The sequence below is a fragment of the Streptomyces sp. NPDC001351 genome (assembly GCF_042896045.1).
Lineage (GTDB): Bacteria > Actinomycetota > Actinomycetes > Streptomycetales > Streptomycetaceae > Streptomyces.
Map to the genome: position 1 here is coordinate 420,643 of NZ_JBIAWS010000002.1, position 17,544 is coordinate 438,186.

Annotated in this window: 18 protein-coding genes; 6 read left to right on the forward strand and 12 right to left on the reverse strand. The window is 69.7% G+C overall.

Annotated elements, in window-relative coordinates; genetic code table 11:
• Window positions 1-57 precede the first annotated feature (57 nt).
• The 4 genes from ACFY1U_RS07515 to ACFY1U_RS07530 all read left to right on the forward strand — a co-directional run bounded on the left by ACFY1U_RS07515 (window position 58) and on the right by ACFY1U_RS07530 (window position 3,824).
• The gene (locus tag ACFY1U_RS07515) at window positions 58-297 is read left to right on the forward strand and encodes an SCO4848 family membrane protein (RefSeq protein WP_390693165.1); all 240 of its coding nucleotides are present in this window, start codon (window positions 58-60) and stop codon (window positions 295-297) included.
• A gap of 52 nt (window positions 298-349) precedes the next feature.
• Window positions 350-1,585, forward strand: coding sequence for a metallophosphoesterase (locus ACFY1U_RS07520; RefSeq protein ID WP_390693166.1), 1,236 nt, complete (start codon window positions 350-352; stop codon window positions 1,583-1,585).
• Between the two features lie 185 nt (window positions 1,586-1,770).
• Entirely contained in the window at window positions 1,771-3,327 is a 1,557-nt protein-coding gene (locus tag ACFY1U_RS07525) for an ABC transporter substrate-binding protein (RefSeq protein WP_390693167.1), read from the forward strand.
• Between the two features lie 95 nt (window positions 3,328-3,422).
• Window positions 3,423-3,824 carry an ATP-binding protein gene (locus ACFY1U_RS07530; protein WP_390693168.1) on the forward strand — a complete coding sequence of 134 codons (402 nt, stop codon included), beginning with the start codon at window positions 3,423-3,425 and terminating at the stop codon, window positions 3,822-3,824.
• Between the two features lie 14 nt (window positions 3,825-3,838).
• On the opposite strand, the gene ACFY1U_RS07535 is transcribed toward ACFY1U_RS07530, so the two are convergent.
• Both ACFY1U_RS07535 and ACFY1U_RS07540 read right to left on the reverse strand, forming a co-directional pair.
• Complete coding sequence (locus ACFY1U_RS07535; protein WP_390693169.1) at window positions 3,839-5,287, reverse strand: sensor histidine kinase; 1,449 nt, start codon at window positions 5,285-5,287, stop codon at window positions 3,839-3,841.
• Complete coding sequence (locus ACFY1U_RS07540; RefSeq protein ID WP_390693170.1) at window positions 5,284-5,973, reverse strand: response regulator transcription factor; 690 nt, start codon at window positions 5,971-5,973, stop codon at window positions 5,284-5,286. The genes ACFY1U_RS07535 and ACFY1U_RS07540 overlap by 4 nt, the downstream gene beginning before the upstream one ends.
• 168 nt (window positions 5,974-6,141) lie before the next feature.
• Here ACFY1U_RS07540 and ACFY1U_RS07545 point away from each other — a divergent pair, with 168 nt between their 5' ends.
• Entirely contained in the window at window positions 6,142-8,544 is a 2,403-nt protein-coding gene (locus tag ACFY1U_RS07545; RefSeq protein WP_390693664.1) for an MMPL family transporter, read from the forward strand.
• Between the two features lie 14 nt (window positions 8,545-8,558).
• On the opposite strand, the gene ACFY1U_RS07550 is transcribed toward ACFY1U_RS07545, so the two are convergent.
• From ACFY1U_RS07550 to ACFY1U_RS07595, 10 genes are all read right to left on the reverse strand, one after another.
• Window positions 8,559-9,293 carry a TetR/AcrR family transcriptional regulator gene (locus ACFY1U_RS07550; RefSeq protein WP_390693172.1) on the reverse strand — a complete coding sequence of 245 codons (735 nt, stop codon included), beginning with the start codon at window positions 9,291-9,293 and terminating at the stop codon, window positions 8,559-8,561.
• Window positions 9,294-9,304: 11 nt separating this feature from the next.
• Window positions 9,305-9,820, reverse strand: coding sequence for a thiol-disulfide oxidoreductase DCC family protein (locus ACFY1U_RS07555; RefSeq protein WP_390693173.1), 516 nt, complete (start codon window positions 9,818-9,820; stop codon window positions 9,305-9,307).
• Window positions 9,817-10,212 (reverse strand): hypothetical protein, encoded by a 396-nt coding sequence (locus tag ACFY1U_RS07560; RefSeq protein WP_390693174.1) that lies wholly within the window; start codon window positions 10,210-10,212, stop codon window positions 9,817-9,819. Before ACFY1U_RS07560 ends, ACFY1U_RS07555 begins: the two co-directional genes overlap by 4 nt.
• Window positions 10,213-10,308: 96 nt before the next feature.
• Window positions 10,309-10,719, reverse strand: a complete 411-nt coding sequence (locus tag ACFY1U_RS07565) for a VOC family protein (protein WP_390693175.1) — start codon at window positions 10,717-10,719, stop codon at window positions 10,309-10,311.
• A gap of 143 nt (window positions 10,720-10,862) precedes the next feature.
• On the reverse strand, window positions 10,863-11,405 hold the full coding sequence (locus tag ACFY1U_RS07570) for a hypothetical protein (protein ID WP_390693176.1): 543 nt from the start codon (window positions 11,403-11,405) through the stop codon (window positions 10,863-10,865).
• A 138-nt stretch (window positions 11,406-11,543) separates the two neighbouring features.
• Window positions 11,544-12,305: a succinate dehydrogenase iron-sulfur subunit gene (locus tag ACFY1U_RS07575; RefSeq protein WP_351462344.1), complete on the reverse strand. Its 762-nt coding sequence runs from the start codon at window positions 12,303-12,305 to the stop codon at window positions 11,544-11,546.
• Window positions 12,305-14,059 carry a succinate dehydrogenase flavoprotein subunit gene (gene sdhA, locus ACFY1U_RS07580; protein WP_390693177.1) on the reverse strand — a complete coding sequence of 585 codons (1,755 nt, stop codon included), beginning with the start codon at window positions 14,057-14,059 and terminating at the stop codon, window positions 12,305-12,307. Before sdhA ends, ACFY1U_RS07575 begins: the two co-directional genes overlap by 1 nt.
• Window positions 14,060-14,081: 22 nt before the next feature.
• Window positions 14,082-14,564 carry a succinate dehydrogenase hydrophobic membrane anchor subunit gene (locus ACFY1U_RS07585; RefSeq protein WP_390693178.1) on the reverse strand — a complete coding sequence of 161 codons (483 nt, stop codon included), beginning with the start codon at window positions 14,562-14,564 and terminating at the stop codon, window positions 14,082-14,084.
• A gap of 5 nt (window positions 14,565-14,569) precedes the next feature.
• Window positions 14,570-14,950 carry a succinate dehydrogenase, cytochrome b556 subunit gene (gene sdhC / locus ACFY1U_RS07590; protein WP_115906317.1) on the reverse strand — a complete coding sequence of 127 codons (381 nt, stop codon included), beginning with the start codon at window positions 14,948-14,950 and terminating at the stop codon, window positions 14,570-14,572.
• Window positions 14,951-15,203: 253 nt separating this feature from the next.
• The gene (locus ACFY1U_RS07595; RefSeq protein ID WP_390693179.1) at window positions 15,204-15,719 is read right to left on the reverse strand and encodes a 2-oxo-4-hydroxy-4-carboxy-5-ureidoimidazoline decarboxylase; all 516 of its coding nucleotides are present in this window, start codon (window positions 15,717-15,719) and stop codon (window positions 15,204-15,206) included.
• 214 nt (window positions 15,720-15,933) lie between these two features.
• On the opposite strand from ACFY1U_RS07595, the gene ACFY1U_RS07600 reads away from it, so the two are divergent.
• A complete protein-coding gene (locus tag ACFY1U_RS07600; RefSeq protein ID WP_390693665.1) occupies window positions 15,934-17,544 on the forward strand; it encodes a glycoside hydrolase family 20 protein in 1,611 nt (536 codons plus the stop codon).

A 17,544-nucleotide genomic window follows, 5' to 3' on the forward strand; every position in this document is an offset into this window, starting at 1 on the left:
CCGCGTCCCACCCCACCCCGGACACGGAACGAAAGAGGCGGCGGCGATACTGAACGCATGAAGCTCAGCCGCCCGGTCTCCTGGTTCCTGCTCGTCTTCGGGGTGTGGTCCTGGGTCATCTGGGTCACTTTCGTTAAAAATCTCATCAAGGACGGCAGCGGGCTCGCGTTCGACGACGGTCACCCGACGGCGTACTTCTGGGTGCATCTGACGCTCGCCGTCGTCTCCTTCGTATGGGGGACGGTCATCGGGGTCATCGGGTTGCGCGGACTGCGCGCTTTGCGCCAGACCTCATAATTCGCGGCAAATACACACAAACGGCAGAACCGGCAACGGGGGTCACGGCACGATGGTCGTCGTCTTCGGGGTGTTCGCGCTGCTGGCGCTCGGCGTTCTCGTCGCCGTGAACCGGTACCTGTGGCAGCGTCTGTTCCGCGACACGACCAGGGGCCCGGGCCTCGCGCGCCGCGCGGGTGCGGCGGGCATCGCGGGTGGCTGGCTGCTGGCGGTCGGAGCCGTCGTCGGCGAGCGCACGGGCGCACCCTTCTGGCTCCAGCAGGTCCTGGCCTGGCCCGGCTTCCTCTGGCTCGCGCTGTCGATCTATCTGCTGCTGGCCGTGGTGGCGGGTGAGCTGGTACGGCCCCTGCTGCGCCGCCTGCCCGAGCGGCGGACGCGCGCCACGGCGGCCGTAGCGCAGGCGCAGCCGGTACCGGCGGGATCCGTACCCCCGCAGGCGCCCGAGACCGAGCCCGCACCGCTCCCGGAGCCGTCGCGCCGCCTCTTCGTCTCGCGCGTCGTCGCAGGAGCCGCGGCCGCTGCCGCCGTGGGAACGGTCGGCTACGGCACCTACGGCGTGCTGCGCGGCCCCGCCGTGAAGCGCGTCACCGTGCCGCTGGCCAAACTCCCGCGCGCGGCCCACGGCTACCGCATCGCGGTGGTCAGCGACATCCACCTGGGCCCGACGCTCGGCCGGGGCTTCGCGCAGAAGGTCGTCGACACGATCAACGCCACCCAGCCGGACATCGTCGCGGTCGTCGGCGACCTGGTGGACGGCAGCGTGAAGAACCTGGGGCCCGCGGCGGCACCGCTCTCGCAGCTGAAGGCGCCCTCCTACTTCGTCACCGGCAACCACGAGTACTACTCCGGCGCCGCTCAGTGGGTCGAGGAGGTGCGGAGGCTCGGGCTGCACCCGCTGGAGAACGCCCGCACCGAGCTGCCCTGGTTCGACCTGGCCGGTGTCAACGACCTCGCGGGCGAGAGCGAGGGCCAGGGGCCCGACTTCACCAAGGCGCTCGGCGACCGGGACACGGCACGCGCCTGCGTGCTCCTCGCCCACCAGCCGGTCCAGATCCACGACGCCGTCAAGCACGGCGTCGACCTCCAGCTCTCCGGCCACACCCACGGCGGCCAGCTCTGGCCCGGCAACTTCATCGCGGCCGCCGCGAACCCGACCGTCGCGGGCCTGGAGCGCTACGGCGACACACAGCTCTACGTCAGCCGGGGCGCGGGCGCCTGGGGGCCGCCCACGCGCGTGGGCGCGCCCTCGGACATCACCGTGATCGAACTGGCCTCGACGCGGGCCTGACCGAAACCGCTCGTCGCACCCCCTGTGAGAGCGCTGTGAAATCTCCCCGAAACCCCTTGCGGTAACGGCTTTCTCAACTCGCCAGATCCCTCTTCCCCCAGGTGAAACACCTGTGATTAGGTGAGCCGCGCCGCTAGGGGAGTGGCATATGGGTGGGGGCCCGTCAGGGCCGGGGAGGGCAACCGATGCGCTCGGTTCGCATGCGGATTCTCGCGACACTGCTGGTACTGGCGGGCGTGGGGGTCGGCGGCTGGCAGCTGCTGCCGTCACAGGAGAACACCGACAGGACCATCGAGGTCGGCACGACGGACGAGGTCACCTCGCTCGACCCGGCCGGTGCCTACGACGCGGGCTCCTGGGCCTTGTTCAGCAACGTTTTCCAGTCACTGCTGACCTTCGAGCCGGGCGGCACCGCGCCGGTGCCCGACGCGGCCCGGAGCTGCGACTTCGTGGGCAGTCAACTGACCACCTACCGCTGCACGCTGCGCACGGGACTCGCCTTCCCCAGCGGCCGCACGATGACCGCCGAGGACGTCAAGTACTCCTTCGACCGGGTCAAGGCGATCAACTCCGACGTCGGCCCGGCCTCGCTGCTGAGCACACTCCGCTCGGTCGACGCGAGCGGCCTGACGGTCACCTTCCATCTGTCCTCGCCCGACGCCACCTTCCCGTTCAAGGTGGCCACCGGGGCGGGCTCGATCGTCGACAGCCACAAGTACCCGAAGAAGGGTCTGCGCACCGACGCCGGCGCCGACGGCACCGGACCCTACGAGCTGACGTCGTACACAAAGGGCAAGAAGGCGGCTCTCACGCCGAACACGCACTACCAGGGCGCCGTCCAGAAGACGGGCCGGCCGGTCGACCTGCTCTACTACGTCGACTCGGACGCCCTCGACAAGGCCTGGACCGCGAAGCAGGTCGACGTCGCCACCCGCCAGCTGCCGCCCAAGGTCCTCGCCGGGCTCTCGGCGAGCGACCCGAACCAGCGCCTGGCCGAGTCCGACAGCGCCGAGACCCGCAACCTCTACCTCAACACCCGCGCGAACTCGCCCCTGCACGACAGCAGGGTCCGGCAGGCCATGGCATGGCTGATCGACCGCGAGGAGCTGGCCTCCACGGTGTACCAGGGGACCGTCGACCCGCTGTACTCGCTGATCCCGACGGGCATCACCGGCCACACCACCTCGTTCTTCGACGCCTACCCGAAGCAGGACGCGAAGAAGGCGAAGGCCCTGCTCACCGCCGCCGGTGTGACGACGCCGGTCCGCTTCACCTACGGCTACGGCAAGGGCCGCGGCTCCGCCGAGCAGGAGGCCGAGACCATCAAGCAGCAACTGGAGTCGAGCGGCCTGTTCAAGGTGACCCTGAAGGGCTACGAGTGGTCCGACTTCCAGAAGCGCTGGGCCACCGGCAAGCTGGACGCGTACGCCGTCGGCTGGGTCGCCGACTACCCGGACCCGGACACCTTCGGCGCCCCGCTCGTCGGCACCAAGGGAACCATGAGCACCGGCTACAGCAACAAGGCCGTCGATCAGCTCATCCAGGCCAGCCAGCGGTACGCCGACCGCGGCGACGCCGCCTCCGACTTCAGCACGCTGCAGCAGGACGTCGCGCACGACGTGCCGGTCATCCCGCTGTGGCAGGGCAAGGAGTACGTCCTCAGCACCGAGGACGTCGGCGGCAGCCAGTACCTCGACGACGGCACCGGTGTGTTCCGGCTCTGGAGCCTGGGCTGGATCTGACGCTTCTCGCGGCGTTGACATTCGCCCCGGTGACGTCGGACGCTCACCTGACGCGGGACCATGTGGCGGAGGTGTGCGCGGGGTGAGGAGTAGACGTGGTGAGACGCAACTCCTTCCGGTTGCCCCGGCATCCGGCGTCCGTCGGTATGGCCCGGCGCCGGGTGCGGGACCATCTGGCCGACTGGGGGCACGCGCCGGACGATCCGGCGCTGGCGGACGCGGTGCTGCTGGTGTCCGAGCTGGCGACCAACGTCGTACGCCACGGACCGCTCCTCGAGCGGGAGTTCGAGGTGGCGGTGACCGCGCTCGCCGACGGCTCCTGCCTCATAGAGGTCTCGGACGAGGGCCGGCCGGAGCCCCGGTCACGGCTGGTCGGCGAGGGGGACGAGAGCGGCCGGGGCCTGCATCTGGTGGAGACCGTCGCGGCGGCCTGGGGGGTGTGGAGCAGAGGGCGCCACGGCAAGACGGTGTGGGCGCTCGTCGTCGTCAACACCTGAGCCCCGCCCGGTGGTCATGGCCGTACCGCCGTCCGGGACGGCAGCGTGACCGTCACCTGCAAGCCCTCGCCTGGCGCCGTCTCCACCGCCACCTCACCGCCATGAGCGTCCACCACCCCCTGCACGATCGCCAGGCCCAGCCCGCTGCCCGCGCCGCCGCCGGCCCGGAAGAAGCGGTCGAAGACCCGCGCCGCGTCCTGTGCGCACAGCCCCGGACCCTCGTCCGCGACACACAGCCGCACCACCCCGTCCTCCCGCTCCACGCTCAGCCGCACCGCCACGTCCGCGGGTGTGTGCGTGCGTACGTTGCCCACCAGGTTGCCCAGCACCTGTCTGAGCCCCGACTCGTCGGCGTGCACCAGCACGGCGCCGTCGGCCGCGACCTTGATCGGCCGCTCCGGCTGCTGCACCCGCAGGTCCTCGGCCGCGTCCCGCACCAGACGGCTCACGTCGACGTTCCTGAAGCGCAGCTCGGGCTGCTGGTCGAGCCGGGCCAGGGTGAGCAGTTCGTCGACGAGCCGCCCCATGCGGTCGGTCTCCGCCAGCACCCGCTCCCAGGCCCGCTTGCGCTCGTCCGGATCGCTGAGCATGCCCTTGTCGTACAGCTGGAGATAGCCCCGTATCGCGGACAGCGGGGTGCGCAGCTCGTGCGAGGCGTCGGCGACGAAGCGGCGCAGCTGGGCCGCGCTGTGCTCGCGGGTGCGGTACGCCGACTCGACCTGGTGGAGCATGGAGTTGAGGGCGAGCCGCAGCTGTTCGACCTCCTGGGTCGGATGGTGGCTGGAGGGCACACGCCGGGTCAGGTCGCCCTCGGCTATCGCCGTGGACGTCTCCACCATGTCCTCCAGCGGCCGCATCCGGCGGCTGACGCTCATCATCGTGAGGCAGGCCAGCAGCGCCAGCAGCAGCGAGCCGATGGCGAGGTCGAGCTTGAGCGCCTTGAGCATGCCCTGGTGGAGGGCGTCGGTGGAGGTGGCGAACAGGATGTACGTGCCGTCGGCGAGACGGGTCGCGGTGGCGCGGTAGCGGGCGCCGTGCACCCTGATGTCGTGCGGGCCCGCGGCCGCGGCGAGGGCGCGGGGATCGGCCACCGCGCCCGCGAGGGCGCGCTGGGTGTCCGTCGGTGCGAAACGGGCCAGGGATTCCGGTTTTCCGCGCGCGTCGACGGCGGTGAGGATCGAGTCCGGCCGGGCCTTTTCGTCGTGCTGCGGCATGAACCGGTCGCGGACGATCGCCAGCGCGCCCAGCGCGTCGATCTGGTCCATCGTGAGCGAACCGCCCAGCGACTGCCGGGTCTTGTTCAGTTCGGCGTCGACCTGGTTCAGCAGGTAGTACCGCATGCCCATCAGGCTGACCGCGGTCGCCGCGACGATGCCGAGCGCCAGCAGCGCGACGTTCGCCAGCGTCAGCTTGGCGCGCAGCGAATGCATGCCGCGCTCGCAGTGCGGCCACCGGATCCTCATGCCAGCCCGTATCCCACACCACGCCGCGTGGTGATCATCGGCGGGCCGAGCGTCTCCAGCTTGCGCCGCAGATAGCTGATGTAGGTCTCCACGACGGTCGACTCCGGCGGTGTGTGCTCGTACTGCCAGACATGGCGCAGGAGCTGCTCCTTGGGCACGATCCGGCCGCCGTTGCGCACCAGGAAGCGCAGCAGGGCGTACTCGGTGGGGGTGAGCTCGACGGAGCGGCCCGCGCGGTGGACGCTGTACGTCGTCTCGTCCAGCTCCAGGTCGCCGTAGCGCAGCGGGGGCCGCTGGGGCAGGACGTCCGCCGTGCGGGTGCGCCGCAGCACCGCGGTGATACGGGCGACGACCTCGTCGATGTTGAACGGCTTGGTGATGTAGTCGTCGCCGAAGCCGAGGGCGCCGACGATCTCGGCGGGCGAGTCCCGCGCGGTGAGGAAGACCAGCGCCAGGTCGGGCCGCCTGGCGCGCAGCTCGCGCCCCAGTGCCCGCCCGTCCCCGTCCGGGAGCATGACGTCGAGCAGCGCCGCGTCGGGCCGGGTGCGCTCGGCGAGCGCGAGGGCCTCGCGGACGGTGCCCGCGACCATCACCTCGAACCGGTGGTAGCGCAGGGCGATGGCGAGGACGTCCGCGATGCTCGGCTCGTCCTCCACCACCAGCACGGTGCCTGGAGCCGTCGTCATGACCCCAGTATCGGGCGGGCCACTGACAGCTGAGTCCGGAACCGTCTTTGGAGTTCCTTGAGAGTCATGCGCATTCGGGTCCACGCGCGCGCGGCGCCGCCAATCCTGTTGCGCAGGACCTGGGGGGACCAACCGACGAACTGCGAAGGAGCGTTGATCGTGGCGGCATTGGCACGGTGGTGCTATCGGCACCGGCTGGTGGTCCTGTTGCTGTGGGTGGGGGCGTTGTTCGGCCTGGGCTTCTCGGCCTCGACGGCGGGCACGAACTACGCGAACGTCTTCTCTCTCCCGGACACGGACTCCAAGAGCGCGTACGACCTGATGGAGAAGGCCTTCCCGAACACCTCGGGCGACACCGACACGGTGGTGTGGAAGGTCGACCAGGGATCGGTGAAAGACCAGGCGGTCCAGGACCGGATCCAGCCGGCCCTCGACAGGATCGCGAGGATGAAGGGCGTGGGCGCGGTCGCCAGCCCCTACACCGGCCCCCGGGGCGCGGCGCAGATCAGCAGTGACGGAAAGATCGCGTACGCCCAGCTGACCTTCGCCAAGCGCGCGAACGAAGTGCCCAAGGACCTCGTACAGAACGTCATGGACACCGCGCAGGGCGCCAGGAAGAGCGGCCTGCACGTCGAGTTGGGCGGCCAGGCCATCCAGCGCGTCCAGCAGCCGCCACAGGGCCTGTCCGAGTCGGTCGGCATCATCGCCGCGGCCGTCGTGCTTTTCCTGGCCTTCGGCTCGTTCTTCGCGATGATGCTGCCGATCGCCATCGCGGTCTTCGGTGTCGGCATGGGCCTGTTCTCCACCCAGCTGCTCAGCCACACCACCGACATCCCCGACATCGCCCCGCTGCTCGCCTCCCTGATCGGCCTCGGTGTCGGCATCGACTACGCGCTGTTCATCGTGACCCGGCACCGGCGCGGCATCCTGCGCGGCCTGGACCCCGAGGAGTCGGCGGTCACGGCCCTCAACACCTCGGGCCGGGCGGTGCTGTTCGCGGGCGGCACCGTCTGCATCGCACTCGCCGGCATGCTGGTCACCCGACTGCGCTTCCTGGACGGCGTGGTCGTCGGCACCTCGCTGACGGTGGTGCTCAGCGTCCTGGCCGCCACCACCCTCCTCCCGGCCCTGCTCGGCTTCCTCGGCCCGCGCGTGCTCAGCCGCCGCCAGCGCCGCAGGCTCGCCGCCGACGGCCCCGAGCCGGAGCGGGCGAGCGGCCTCGCGGCCCGCTGGTCCACCAATGTCGAGAAGCGGCCCCGCAGGATCGCCGCACTCGCCCTGGTCGTCATGGCCGTCCTCGCCATCCCTGTGCTGTCGCTCCGCCTCGGCGCCACCGACCAGGGCAACGACAACGCCTCGTCGACCACCAGGAAGGCCTACGACCTGCTGGCCGATGGCTTCGGCCCCGGCTTCAACGGCCCGCTCCAGGTGGTCACCGCGGGCGGCGACACGGCCCAGCTGGTCAAGGGCATCGAGTCGACGCCCGGCGTCGCGCGAGTGGCCGCCCTGCCGCCCGCGCAGGGCGTGACGGTCATCCAGGTCGTACCGAAGACGTCACCGCAGTCCAAGGAGACCGACGACCTGATCGACACGCTGCGGGACGAGGTGATCCCGAAGGCCGGGGCCGAGGCCCACGTCGGCGGTGTGACGGCGGTGTCCAAGGACTTCGCGTCCGTCACCGGCGACCGTCTGCCGCTGTTCATCGCGACGATCATCGGCCTCGGCTTCCTGCTCCTGCTGATCGCCTTCCGTTCCCTGGTGGTGCCGCTGACGGCCGCCCTGATGAACCTGATCGCCGCGGCCTCCTCCTTCGGTGTCCTCGTCGCGGTCTTCCAGTGGGGCTGGGGCCTGGACCTGCTGGGTCTCGGCAAGGAGGGCCCGATCAACGCCTTCCTGCCGGTCATCATGCTGTCCCTGCTGTTCGGCCTCTCGATGGACTACCAGGTCTTCCTGGTGAGCCGGATGCACGAGGAGTGGGTGCACACCCGCGACAACGCCCGCGCGGTGCGGGTCGGCCTGGCGGAGACCAGCCGGGTCATCAACTCCGCGGCCCTGATCATGGTCTGCGTGTTCCTGGCCTTCGTCCTGAGCGGCGACTCGGGGGCCGCGATGGCGGGCGTGGGCCTGGCCGCCGCTGTCGCCCTGGACGCGTTCATCCTCCGTACGGCACTGGTGCCGGCCGCGATGCACCTGCTCGGCAACTCCAACTGGTGGCTGCCGGCCTGGCTGGAGAAGCGGCTTCCGCACCTGGCGGTCGAGCCGAGTGAGGAGGCCGAGCCCGAACCCGGGGAAGGCCCCGCCTCCGTGGTCCACGGCTTCATACGCTCCGTTGACGGCGAGCCGGTGGGCGGCGCCTCGGTGACGCTGCTGACGAAGGGCGGACGCCAGCTGGACCGGGTGACGTCACTGGCGGACGGCTCGTACATCGTGTCGGTACCGGGGCCGGGAGCGTATCTGCTGGCGACGACCGCGGAGTCGTACGGCTCCAGGGCGGCACAGGTCGTGGTGGCGGACGGGCCGCTGGTGTTCGACGTGGAGTTGGCGGAGGGGGAGGTGGACGCGGTGAACTGACCGCGTCCCGCGCCTCAGGACGACTTGCCGGGGTCCGGCAGCACCTTCGTCATCCCCGGCAGGAAGTCCGTGAACAGCTCGTGCACCTCCCGCACCAGCGGCCGCAGCACCCGGAACCGGGCCAGCGACACCCCGCGGGCCGTCAGCCGCGCGCCCCGCTCCGCCAGCCGGTAGCTCCGCTCCCGGCCCTCGGTCCGGTCGAAGATCCAGTACAGGACGAGTCCCATCTGGGAGAGCCACATCAACTCGGGCAGGACGTCCCTGAGTTCCTCCGGGACCTTCGTCTTCGTCGCGCCCGCCAGCACCTCCCGGTGGACCGAGATCGCCTCCACGCGCGCGTGCTCCGACTCCTCGGAGAACGGGCTGAGCGGGCTGTCCGGGTCGGCGGCGTTCTTGAAGAACTGCACCGCGAACTCGTGGTACGGCGTGGCGATGTCCAGCCACACCTTCAGAACGCCCGCGAGCCGCGCCTCCAGATCGGTCTCCCGGTCCAGGACGTCCCGGATCGCCACCCGGTGCTCGGCGGCGAGCCGGTCGTAGAAGCCCTGGATCAGATGTTCCTTGCCGGCGAAGTAGTAGTACGCGTTGCCGACGGAAACGCCTGCCTCCTGGGCGATGGCCCGCATCGTCGTCTTCTCGTAGCCGCGCTCCTGGAACAGCCGCATGGCGGTCTCCAGGATCAGCGCACGGGTCTGCTCGGACTTGCTGGGGTTGCCGCCCTCGTCGGGGCCGTCGTTCTTCGCAGGCACGGAAAGAGAGCCTACGGGGTGACGCAGGAGCCGCCGTCGCAGCCCGGTGCGCTGTACGTCCAGCCCTGGCCCGGGTGGTAGGCCCACCCGTCGGCGCGGCGGTACACCTGGCCGCCCCACTGCTGCCCGCCCCCCTGCTTCCCGCCCCACATCGCGCCCCGCCACTTCGCCGCCGCGAGGACCGCGCCCCTGGCGAGCCTCGCCCCCGACGGAGTGCTCAGCCGGTGGGCGAGCGGCCGGTGCTCGCGCAGCGCCCACAGGGTGACGATCCAGGCGGCGGCGGACCGGTAGACCTGCCCCGCGTCACCGACGACGGTGATCTCGTCGAGGGTGGCGCCGTGGTCGAGGCCGGGGAAGCGCTGCCGGGCCGCTTCGGACGCCGCGGGTACGAACTCCAGCGGCACGAGCTGCGGCTGCCGTACGAGCCAGTCGCGCAGGAAGGCGCAGAGCGCGCACTCGGCGTCGTACAGGACGGTGAGCCGGCGGACCGGGACCCGGTCCGCCCTCGTGGCGCTCACGTCGCTCACGCCCCGACCCAGTCCTGCGGCGCGACCGGCGGCACCTGCTCCCGCTCCAGCATCCCGCGCCGCCGGATCTTGTTGAGGACGTACACATTGCCCAGGTGCATCACACCGAGCACCAGCAGTACCACGCCGAGCTTGGTCGACAGGGCCTCGAAGATCCCCCGGGTGTCCTCGATGGTCTCGTCGCCGCTCAGATACAGGGCGACGAAGCCGAGGTTGACGAGGTAGAAGCCGACCACCAGGAGGTGGTTGACGGCCTCGGCGAGCTTCTCGTTCCCCTTCAGCACGTCGGCGAGGAAGATCCGCCCGTTTTGGCTGAGCGTGCGGGCCACCCAGATGGTCAGCGCGATGCTGACCAGCAGGTAGATGACGTAGGCGATGACCGTGCGGTCCATGCCCCACCCCTTCTTGAACGCGTTCAAAACGCTGACAGGGGTGACTGTAGACCTGTTTTTGAACACGTTCAAGCGGGGTGAGGTGCCGGCGGGACCTCAGGGGCGGCGGCCGAGCTCCGGGCGCTTGGTGTAGTCGGTGAACCCGATGACGTTGCCCCACGGGTCGGCGATCTCCACGGTCCAGCCGGTGGCGACGGAGAAGGGGTCGTCGAGGAGGGGGATGCCCGCCGCGGCGAGGGAGTCGGTGGCCTTCCGCGCGTCGGCCACCTCGATCCAGACGCGGGGCGAGGGCCACGGTGGCGACCGGTGCCCCAGTTCCTCCTCCTGCCGCAGCAGGATCCCCGGTGTCTCGCCCCCGACCTTCAGCAGGGCGATCCCGGCCTCGTCGAACCGGAAGCCCACCGTGAACCCGGCGCGCCGGTAGAAGTCGACCGCCACGGAGAGGTCCCCGACGGGCAGCAGCACGTTGTCGAATCCGAGCAGTTCGTACGACTGGTCATCTGACATACCGTCAGAATAGGAGCGGGGTGCGCGCCCCGTCGGGACCGGCCGTGCGGGGTCACTCGCCCGGGCGAGCAGCCGGCCGTCTGCCGAGGAGAGCCCGGACCCGGTCTCCCCGGAGTCCCCGGGGTGTACGAAAAAGGGTCAGATCACATGCTGCTCAGTGAGCGGGCGTAGTTGATCTGCCCCATGACCTGGGCGAAGTGCTGTGGGCCGAAGGACGGGATCATCGTCGAGTGGTGTCGGCCCGCGCTCGTCACGGTGACCTGGATGTAGCCGATGGTCTTCCTCTCCTTCATCAGGAGGAAGAGCAGACCGAGGAGGCAGAAGACGAAGAAGACGATCGCGAGCACGATGGCGTGCGTCGGGATCTTCTCCTCGGTGTGCGACATGTCGGTGGCGTTCCACACCGCGCCGCGCAGGGGGAGGTTGCCGGCGGGCGTGATGATCTGGTCGCCCATCACCGTGATGTCCCCGATGGACAGGAGCGGGGCGCCGCCCACGGGGGTGGGGCCGGCCGACTGCTGGGGGAAACCGTGGGGCGGTGGGGCCGGCTGCTGTGGATAGCCGTACGCCGGGCCGGGGTTGGGGTATCCGTAGCCGGGCGGCGGGGTCGTGGGAGGCTGCGCCGGCGGCGGGGTGCCCGGGCCCCACTGGCCCGCTCCGCCGCCGTACGGATTCTGCTCGGTCACGCTGTCGTCCCCCGTTTTCCACGCCGTGAACCAGCCCTGCGCGATCGGGCTGCTGGAGCAGCGACTCATATTGCCAGCAGGGCCGTTCCCCCCGCCACCGGGGGGAACGGCCCTGGTCATGCCTGCCGTGACGAAACGTCAGAAGCGGCGCGTGATCAGTGCCCGCTTCACTTCCTGGATCGCCTTCGTGACCTCGATACCGCGCGGGCAGGCGTCCGTGCAGTTGAAGGTCGTGCGGCAGCGCCACACGCCGTCGCGGTCGTTGAGGATCTCCAGGCGCTGCTCGCCGGCCTCGTCGCGCGAGTCGAAGATGAAGCGGTGCGCGTTGACGATGGCGGCCGGACCGAAGTACTGGCCGTCGTTCCAGAAGACCGGGCAGGACGAGGTGCACGCGGCGCACAGGATGCACTTGGTGGTGTCGTCGAAGCGCTCGCGGTCCTCGGCGGTCTGCAGCCGCTCACGCGTGGGCTCGTTCGTGTCCTTCGTGATGAGGAAGGGCATGACGTCCCGGTACGCCTGGAAGAACGGCTCCATGTCGACCACGAGGTCCTTGAGGACCGTCAGGCCCTTGATGGGCTCGACCGTGATCGGCTTCTCGGGGTTGATGTCCTTGATGAGGGTCTTGCAGGCAAGACGGTTCTTGCCGTTGATCCTCATCGCGTCCGAGCCGCAGATGCCGTGGGCGCAGGAGCGGCGGAAGGTCAGCGTGCCGTCGACGTCCCACTTGATCTTGTGGAGGCCGTCGAGGACGCGCTCCTTGGGGTCGATCTCCAGCTGGAAGTCTTCCCAGGTCGCCTCGGCCGAGACCTCCGGGTTGAACCGGCGGACGCGGAAGGTGACGGTGATGTAGGGGGACGCGGCGGACTCCGCCTCCACCTTGTCCAGTACGGGGGTTGCCATCAGTACTTACGCTCCATCGGCTGGTAGCGGGTCTGGACGACCGGCTTGTAGTCGAGACGGATGGACTCGGTGCCGTCGTCGCCCACCTCGCGGTACGCCATGGTGTGGCGCATGAAGTTGACGTCGTCGCGGTTCGGGTAGTCCTCGCGGTAGTGACCGCCGCGGGACTCCTTGCGGGCCAGCGCCGACACCGCCATGACCTCGGCCAGGTCGAGCAGGTTGCCCAGCTCGACGGCCTCGAGCAGGTCGGTGTTGAACCGCTTGCCCTTGTCCTGGATCGCGACGTTCTTGTAGCGCTCGCGCAGCTCGGCGATCTTCTCGACCGCGGTCTTGATCGTCTGCTCGGTGCGGAACACCATGACGTTCGCGTCCATGGTCTCCTGCAGCTCGCGGCGCAGGACCGCCACGCGCTCGGTGCCCGTGGACGTACGCAGCCGCTCGATCTGCGCGACGACCAGCTCCGCCGGGTTCTCCGGGAGCTCGACGAAGTCCGCCTTCTGGCTGTACTCGGCCGCCGCGATGCCGGCCCGGCGGCCGAACACGTTGATGTCGAGCAGCGAGTTGGTGCCGAGGCGGTTGGCGCCGTGCACCGACACACAGGCGACCTCGCCGGCCGCGTACAGGCCCGGCACGACCGTCGTGTTGTCGCTGAGGACCTCACCCTCGACGTTCGTCGGGATGCCGCCCATGGCGTAGTGCGCGGTGGGCTGGATCGGGATCGGGTCCGTGTAGGGCTCGATGCCGAGGTAGGTGCGCGCGAACTCGGTGATGTCCGGGAGCTTGGCGTCCAGCTGCTCCGGCGGGAGGTGCGTGAGGTCCAGGTAGACGTGGTCGCCCTCGGGACCGCAGCCGCGGCCCTCGCGGATCTCCGTGTAGATGGAGCGGGAGACGACGTCACGGGACGCGAGGTCCTTCATGACCGGCGCGTACTTCTCCATGAAGCGCTCGCCGTCCTTGTTGCGGAGGATGCCGCCCTCACCACGGGCGCCCTCCGTCAGCAGGATGCCCATGCGCCAGATGCCGGTCGGGTGGAACTGGAAGAACTCCATGTCCTCCAGCGGCAGCCCGCGCCGGTACACGGCGGCCTGGCCGTCACCGGTCAGGGTGTGCGCGTTCGACGTCACCTTGAAGAACTTGCCGCAGCCGCCGGACGCGTAGATCACGGCCTTCGCCTGGAAGACGTGGATCTCGCCGGTCGCCAGCTCGTACGCCACGACGCCGGCCGACTTCTTGACGCCGTCGACCTCGGTGATCAGCTGGTCGAGGACGTAGAACTCGTTGAAGAACTCCACGCCCTCCTTCACGCAGTTCTGGTACAGCGTCTGGAGGATCATGTGGCCGGTGCGGTCGGCCGCGTAGCAGGAGCGGCGGACGGGCGCCTCACCGTGGTTACGGGAGTGGCCACCGAAACGCCGCTGGTCGATCGTGCCGTTCGGGGTGCGGTTGAACGGCAGGCCCATCTTCTCCAGGTCGAGGACCGAGTCGATGGCCTCCTTCGCCAGGATCTCGGCGGCGTCCTGGTCGACCAGGTAGTCACCGCCCTTGACCGTGTCGAAGGTGTGCCACTCCCAGTTGTCCTCCTCCACGTTGGCCAGCGCGGCGGCCATGCCGCCCTGCGCGGCGCCCGTGTGGGAGCGGGTGGGGTAGAGCTTGGTCAGCACGGCGGTGCGGCTGCGCTTCGTGGACTCGATGGCCGCGCGCATACCGGCGCCACCGGCGCCGACGATGACGGTGTCGTACTTGTGGATCTTCATGGTGGTTGCCTCAGCCCCGTGCCTAGCGGATGTTCGGGTCGAAGGTGAAGATCACCAGCGTGCCCAGCAGGATGGTGAACACCGTGGCGGTGTAGAGCAGGCCCTTGAGCCACAGCCGGGTGTTCGCGCGCTCCGCGTAGTCGTTGATGACCGTGCGCAGACCGTTGGCGCCGTGCAGCATCGCGAGCCACAGCATCAGCAGGTCCCAGACCTGCCAGAACGGGCTCGCCCAGCGGCCCGCCACGAAGGCGAAGCCGATCTTCGACACGCCGCCGTCCAGCACGAGCTGGATCAGCAGGTGGCCGAGGACCAGGACGACCAGCACGACGCCGGACAGGCGCATGAAGAGCCAGGCGGCCATCTCGAAGTTGCCCCGGGTCGACTTCGGGGTCTTCTTGGTGCGCTTGCGCGGGGCCTCGATGAGGGGCGCCGGGTTGTCGACGTTGTAGAGCGAGCCGCCCTCGACGGGGCCGATCCCGGACGCGGTGGTTTCAGTGGTGGCCATCGGTGTCAGCTCCCGAACAGTTCACGAGCGGCGTGACCGAGGACGGGGTAGATCGCCCCGAGCATCAGCACGACCCACAGGCCCACGACGGACCAGAGCATCTGCTTCTGGTAGCGCGGGCCCTTCGACCAGAAGTCGACGGCGATGACGCGCAGGCCGTTCAGTGCGTGGAAGAGGATGGCGGCGACGAGGCCGTACTCCAGGCACGCGACGATCGGGGTCTTGTACGTGGCTACGACCTTGTCGTAGTCCTCGGGTGAGACACGGACGAGAGCGGTGTCCAGCACGTGAACGAACAGGAAGAAGAAGATGAGGACGCCGGTGACTCGGTGAGCCACCCAGGACCACATTCCTTCCCGGCCGCGGTACAGCGTTCCAGCCGGCACGGAAGTCCCTCCGGGAGCGGGGATTGGGGCCGCGCCGGCTTTGCCTGTCGGTCGGGCCCGGCCGGGTACGGTCCACCGGCCCCCAGCATCGTAGCGACGCGCTGGCGCAAGCTTTACGGGGGGCCTACCGGTGTGATCAAAGTGGCACGCGTATGGGTTAGCGTTTGTGGCTTCTGGGGTGGGGTGTCCTGTTATTTGCCGGGTGCGGGTCCACTGTGGCTGGTCGCGCCCGCGCGGCGGCAGCCGCACATGGTCACAGCCCCGCGCCCCTGAGGAGCTGCACCAAACGTTCCCTGGCCAGGCGCCGGAGCTCCTCTGCCGCAACCACCCGTTCTTCCTCCGGGTCGTTTGTCAGGCGTGAGCGGATTCCTGCCAGGGCGTGGTCCAGCGTCTCGTCCGGAGAGAGGCCCTCCAGGCAGATCACGAAGGCGTGGCCGAATTTTGCCTCGTAGGCCGCGTGGGCCGCGCTCAGGGCCGTGTAGGCGATTGCGTACGTTTCGTCCGGCAGTGGCGGCAATGTCTCGCCTGCCAGGGCCTCCGACAGATCCGCCGGGGACAGGTCGTACGCCGCTTCGTCCGAGGCGGCGAGCAGGGAGTCGATGTCCGGGTAGGGACGGTGGTCGGCCACCCGGCGGGCCCAGCGGAGGCTGCGGAGGCAGCCCAGGAGGAGCTTGCGGGCCTCTTCCGCGGGCGCGATGTTGAAGGCGTCCAGGATGCTGGGCAGCGTCGGTATGGCGGCGACTCGGCCAGGAGGGTGTGTGGGCGTCACGTGTGTTTCGGCAGAGGATGCTGTGAGAGCGTGAGAGATGTGGTCTTACGTTATCGAGATCGGACCCGAGGTGTCCGACGGATGCCCGAATTTCACTCGCAAGAGAGAGTTTCGGAATGTGTGGTGGACGCATCGTGTTGTCTGTGGGCTTTAGGTTGACGCTGTGAGCCAGCACAGGCGCCGGTCTCCGGCGCAGAACGTGAAGCAGCGGCGCATGATCATCGCGGGTGCGTTCGCCGGGACCGTCGCGCTCGGGATCGGCCTGGGGTTCTGGGTCTCCGGCGACGACAGCGGGCCTGCCGGGTCCGCGCAGCAGCAGTCGCCGTCCGCCGGCAGATCCGCGGCGGCGCCCGGCACCTCGGACGGCGGGAGTGCGGCGCCGCGCCCGACCCGTTCGTACGCCCTGTCGAAGGCTCCTCAGACCATCCCCGCCGTGCGCTCCCACACCGCGGCGCGCGGGCCCGGCTGGCGTCCGGTGCGGGGGGAACGGGTCGTCGTGAACGATGCCGACCTGGCCGACGAGGGGCGTCTGATCGCCGGTGAGCTGGGGCTGACGTACGCGGGTGAGAAGAGCGACGTGCGGGCCGGGGACGTACGGCTGGCGCTGGGCGACGGCGAGGGGGCGAACCCGGAATCGTATGCGATGACCGTGCGCGGTGGCCGGGTGAACATCAGCGGACCGACGGACGCCGGCGTGTTCTACGGCACGCGGACGCTCAAGCAGGAGGTGCACGGCGGGGGCACGGCGCCCGAGGGGGTCGTGAACGACCAGCCCGCCAAGGCGGTGCGCGGGTTCATGCTGGACATCGCGCGCAAGCACTTCACCGCGGGCTGGATCGAGGACCGGGTGCGGGAACTCGGGGACCTGAAGTTCAACCAGCTGGGGCTGCACTTCTCCGACGACCAGGGGTTCCGGATCCAGTCCGACACGCACCCCGAGATCGTCTCGCAGCCCCATCTGACGAAGGCCGAGGTGAGGCGGATCGTCGATCTCGCCGCCAGCCGGCACATCACCGTGGTGCCCGAGATCGACTCGCCCGGGCATCTGGGAGCCGTCATCGCCGCTCACCCCGATCTGCAGCTGCGCAATGCGCGGGGCGTGGCGGCGAAGGGGGCCGTCGACATCTCCAAGCCGGCCGCCGCCAAGATCGTCGACGATCTGCTCAACGAGTACGCCGGCCTCTTTCCCGGCAGCCAGTGGCATCTCGGCGGTGACGAGTACCTGGCGCTGATGGCGTCCAACCCGGCCGCCTCCTATCCGCAGCTGGCCGCCGCCGCGGTGAACAAGTACGGGCCCACCGGCACCGTCTCCGATCTGACCACCGGATGGCTCAACGACCGTGCCGACACGATCCGGGCCCACAACCGGACCATGCGGGTGTGGAACGACGGGTTCTTCCGCGGGACGTCCGTGCAGCCCGCGAAGGATCTGCAGGTCGCGTACTGGACGGGCAAGGAGATCGGCGCGCGGCAGCCGGTGGAGTATCTGAGCGCCGGACGGAAGCTGATCAACTACAACGACGAGTTCCTGTACTACGTCCTCGGGCAGCCCAACAATTTCGTCTACCCGACCGGGCAGCGGATCTACGAGCAGTGGACGCCGCGCGTCGTGCGGGGCACGCAGGCGATCCCGGCGCGGTACGACGGGCAGATTCTCGGCGGGTCTTTCGCCGTGTGGTGCGACCTGTCGAACTCCCAGACGCAGGACCAGGTCGCGGCCGGGATCCGGATGCCGCTGCGGGCGACGGTGCAGAAGCTGTGGGATCCGGGGCCGCCGGGGCTGTCGTGGACACAGTTCAAGGCGCTGGCCGGCCGGCTGGGCTGA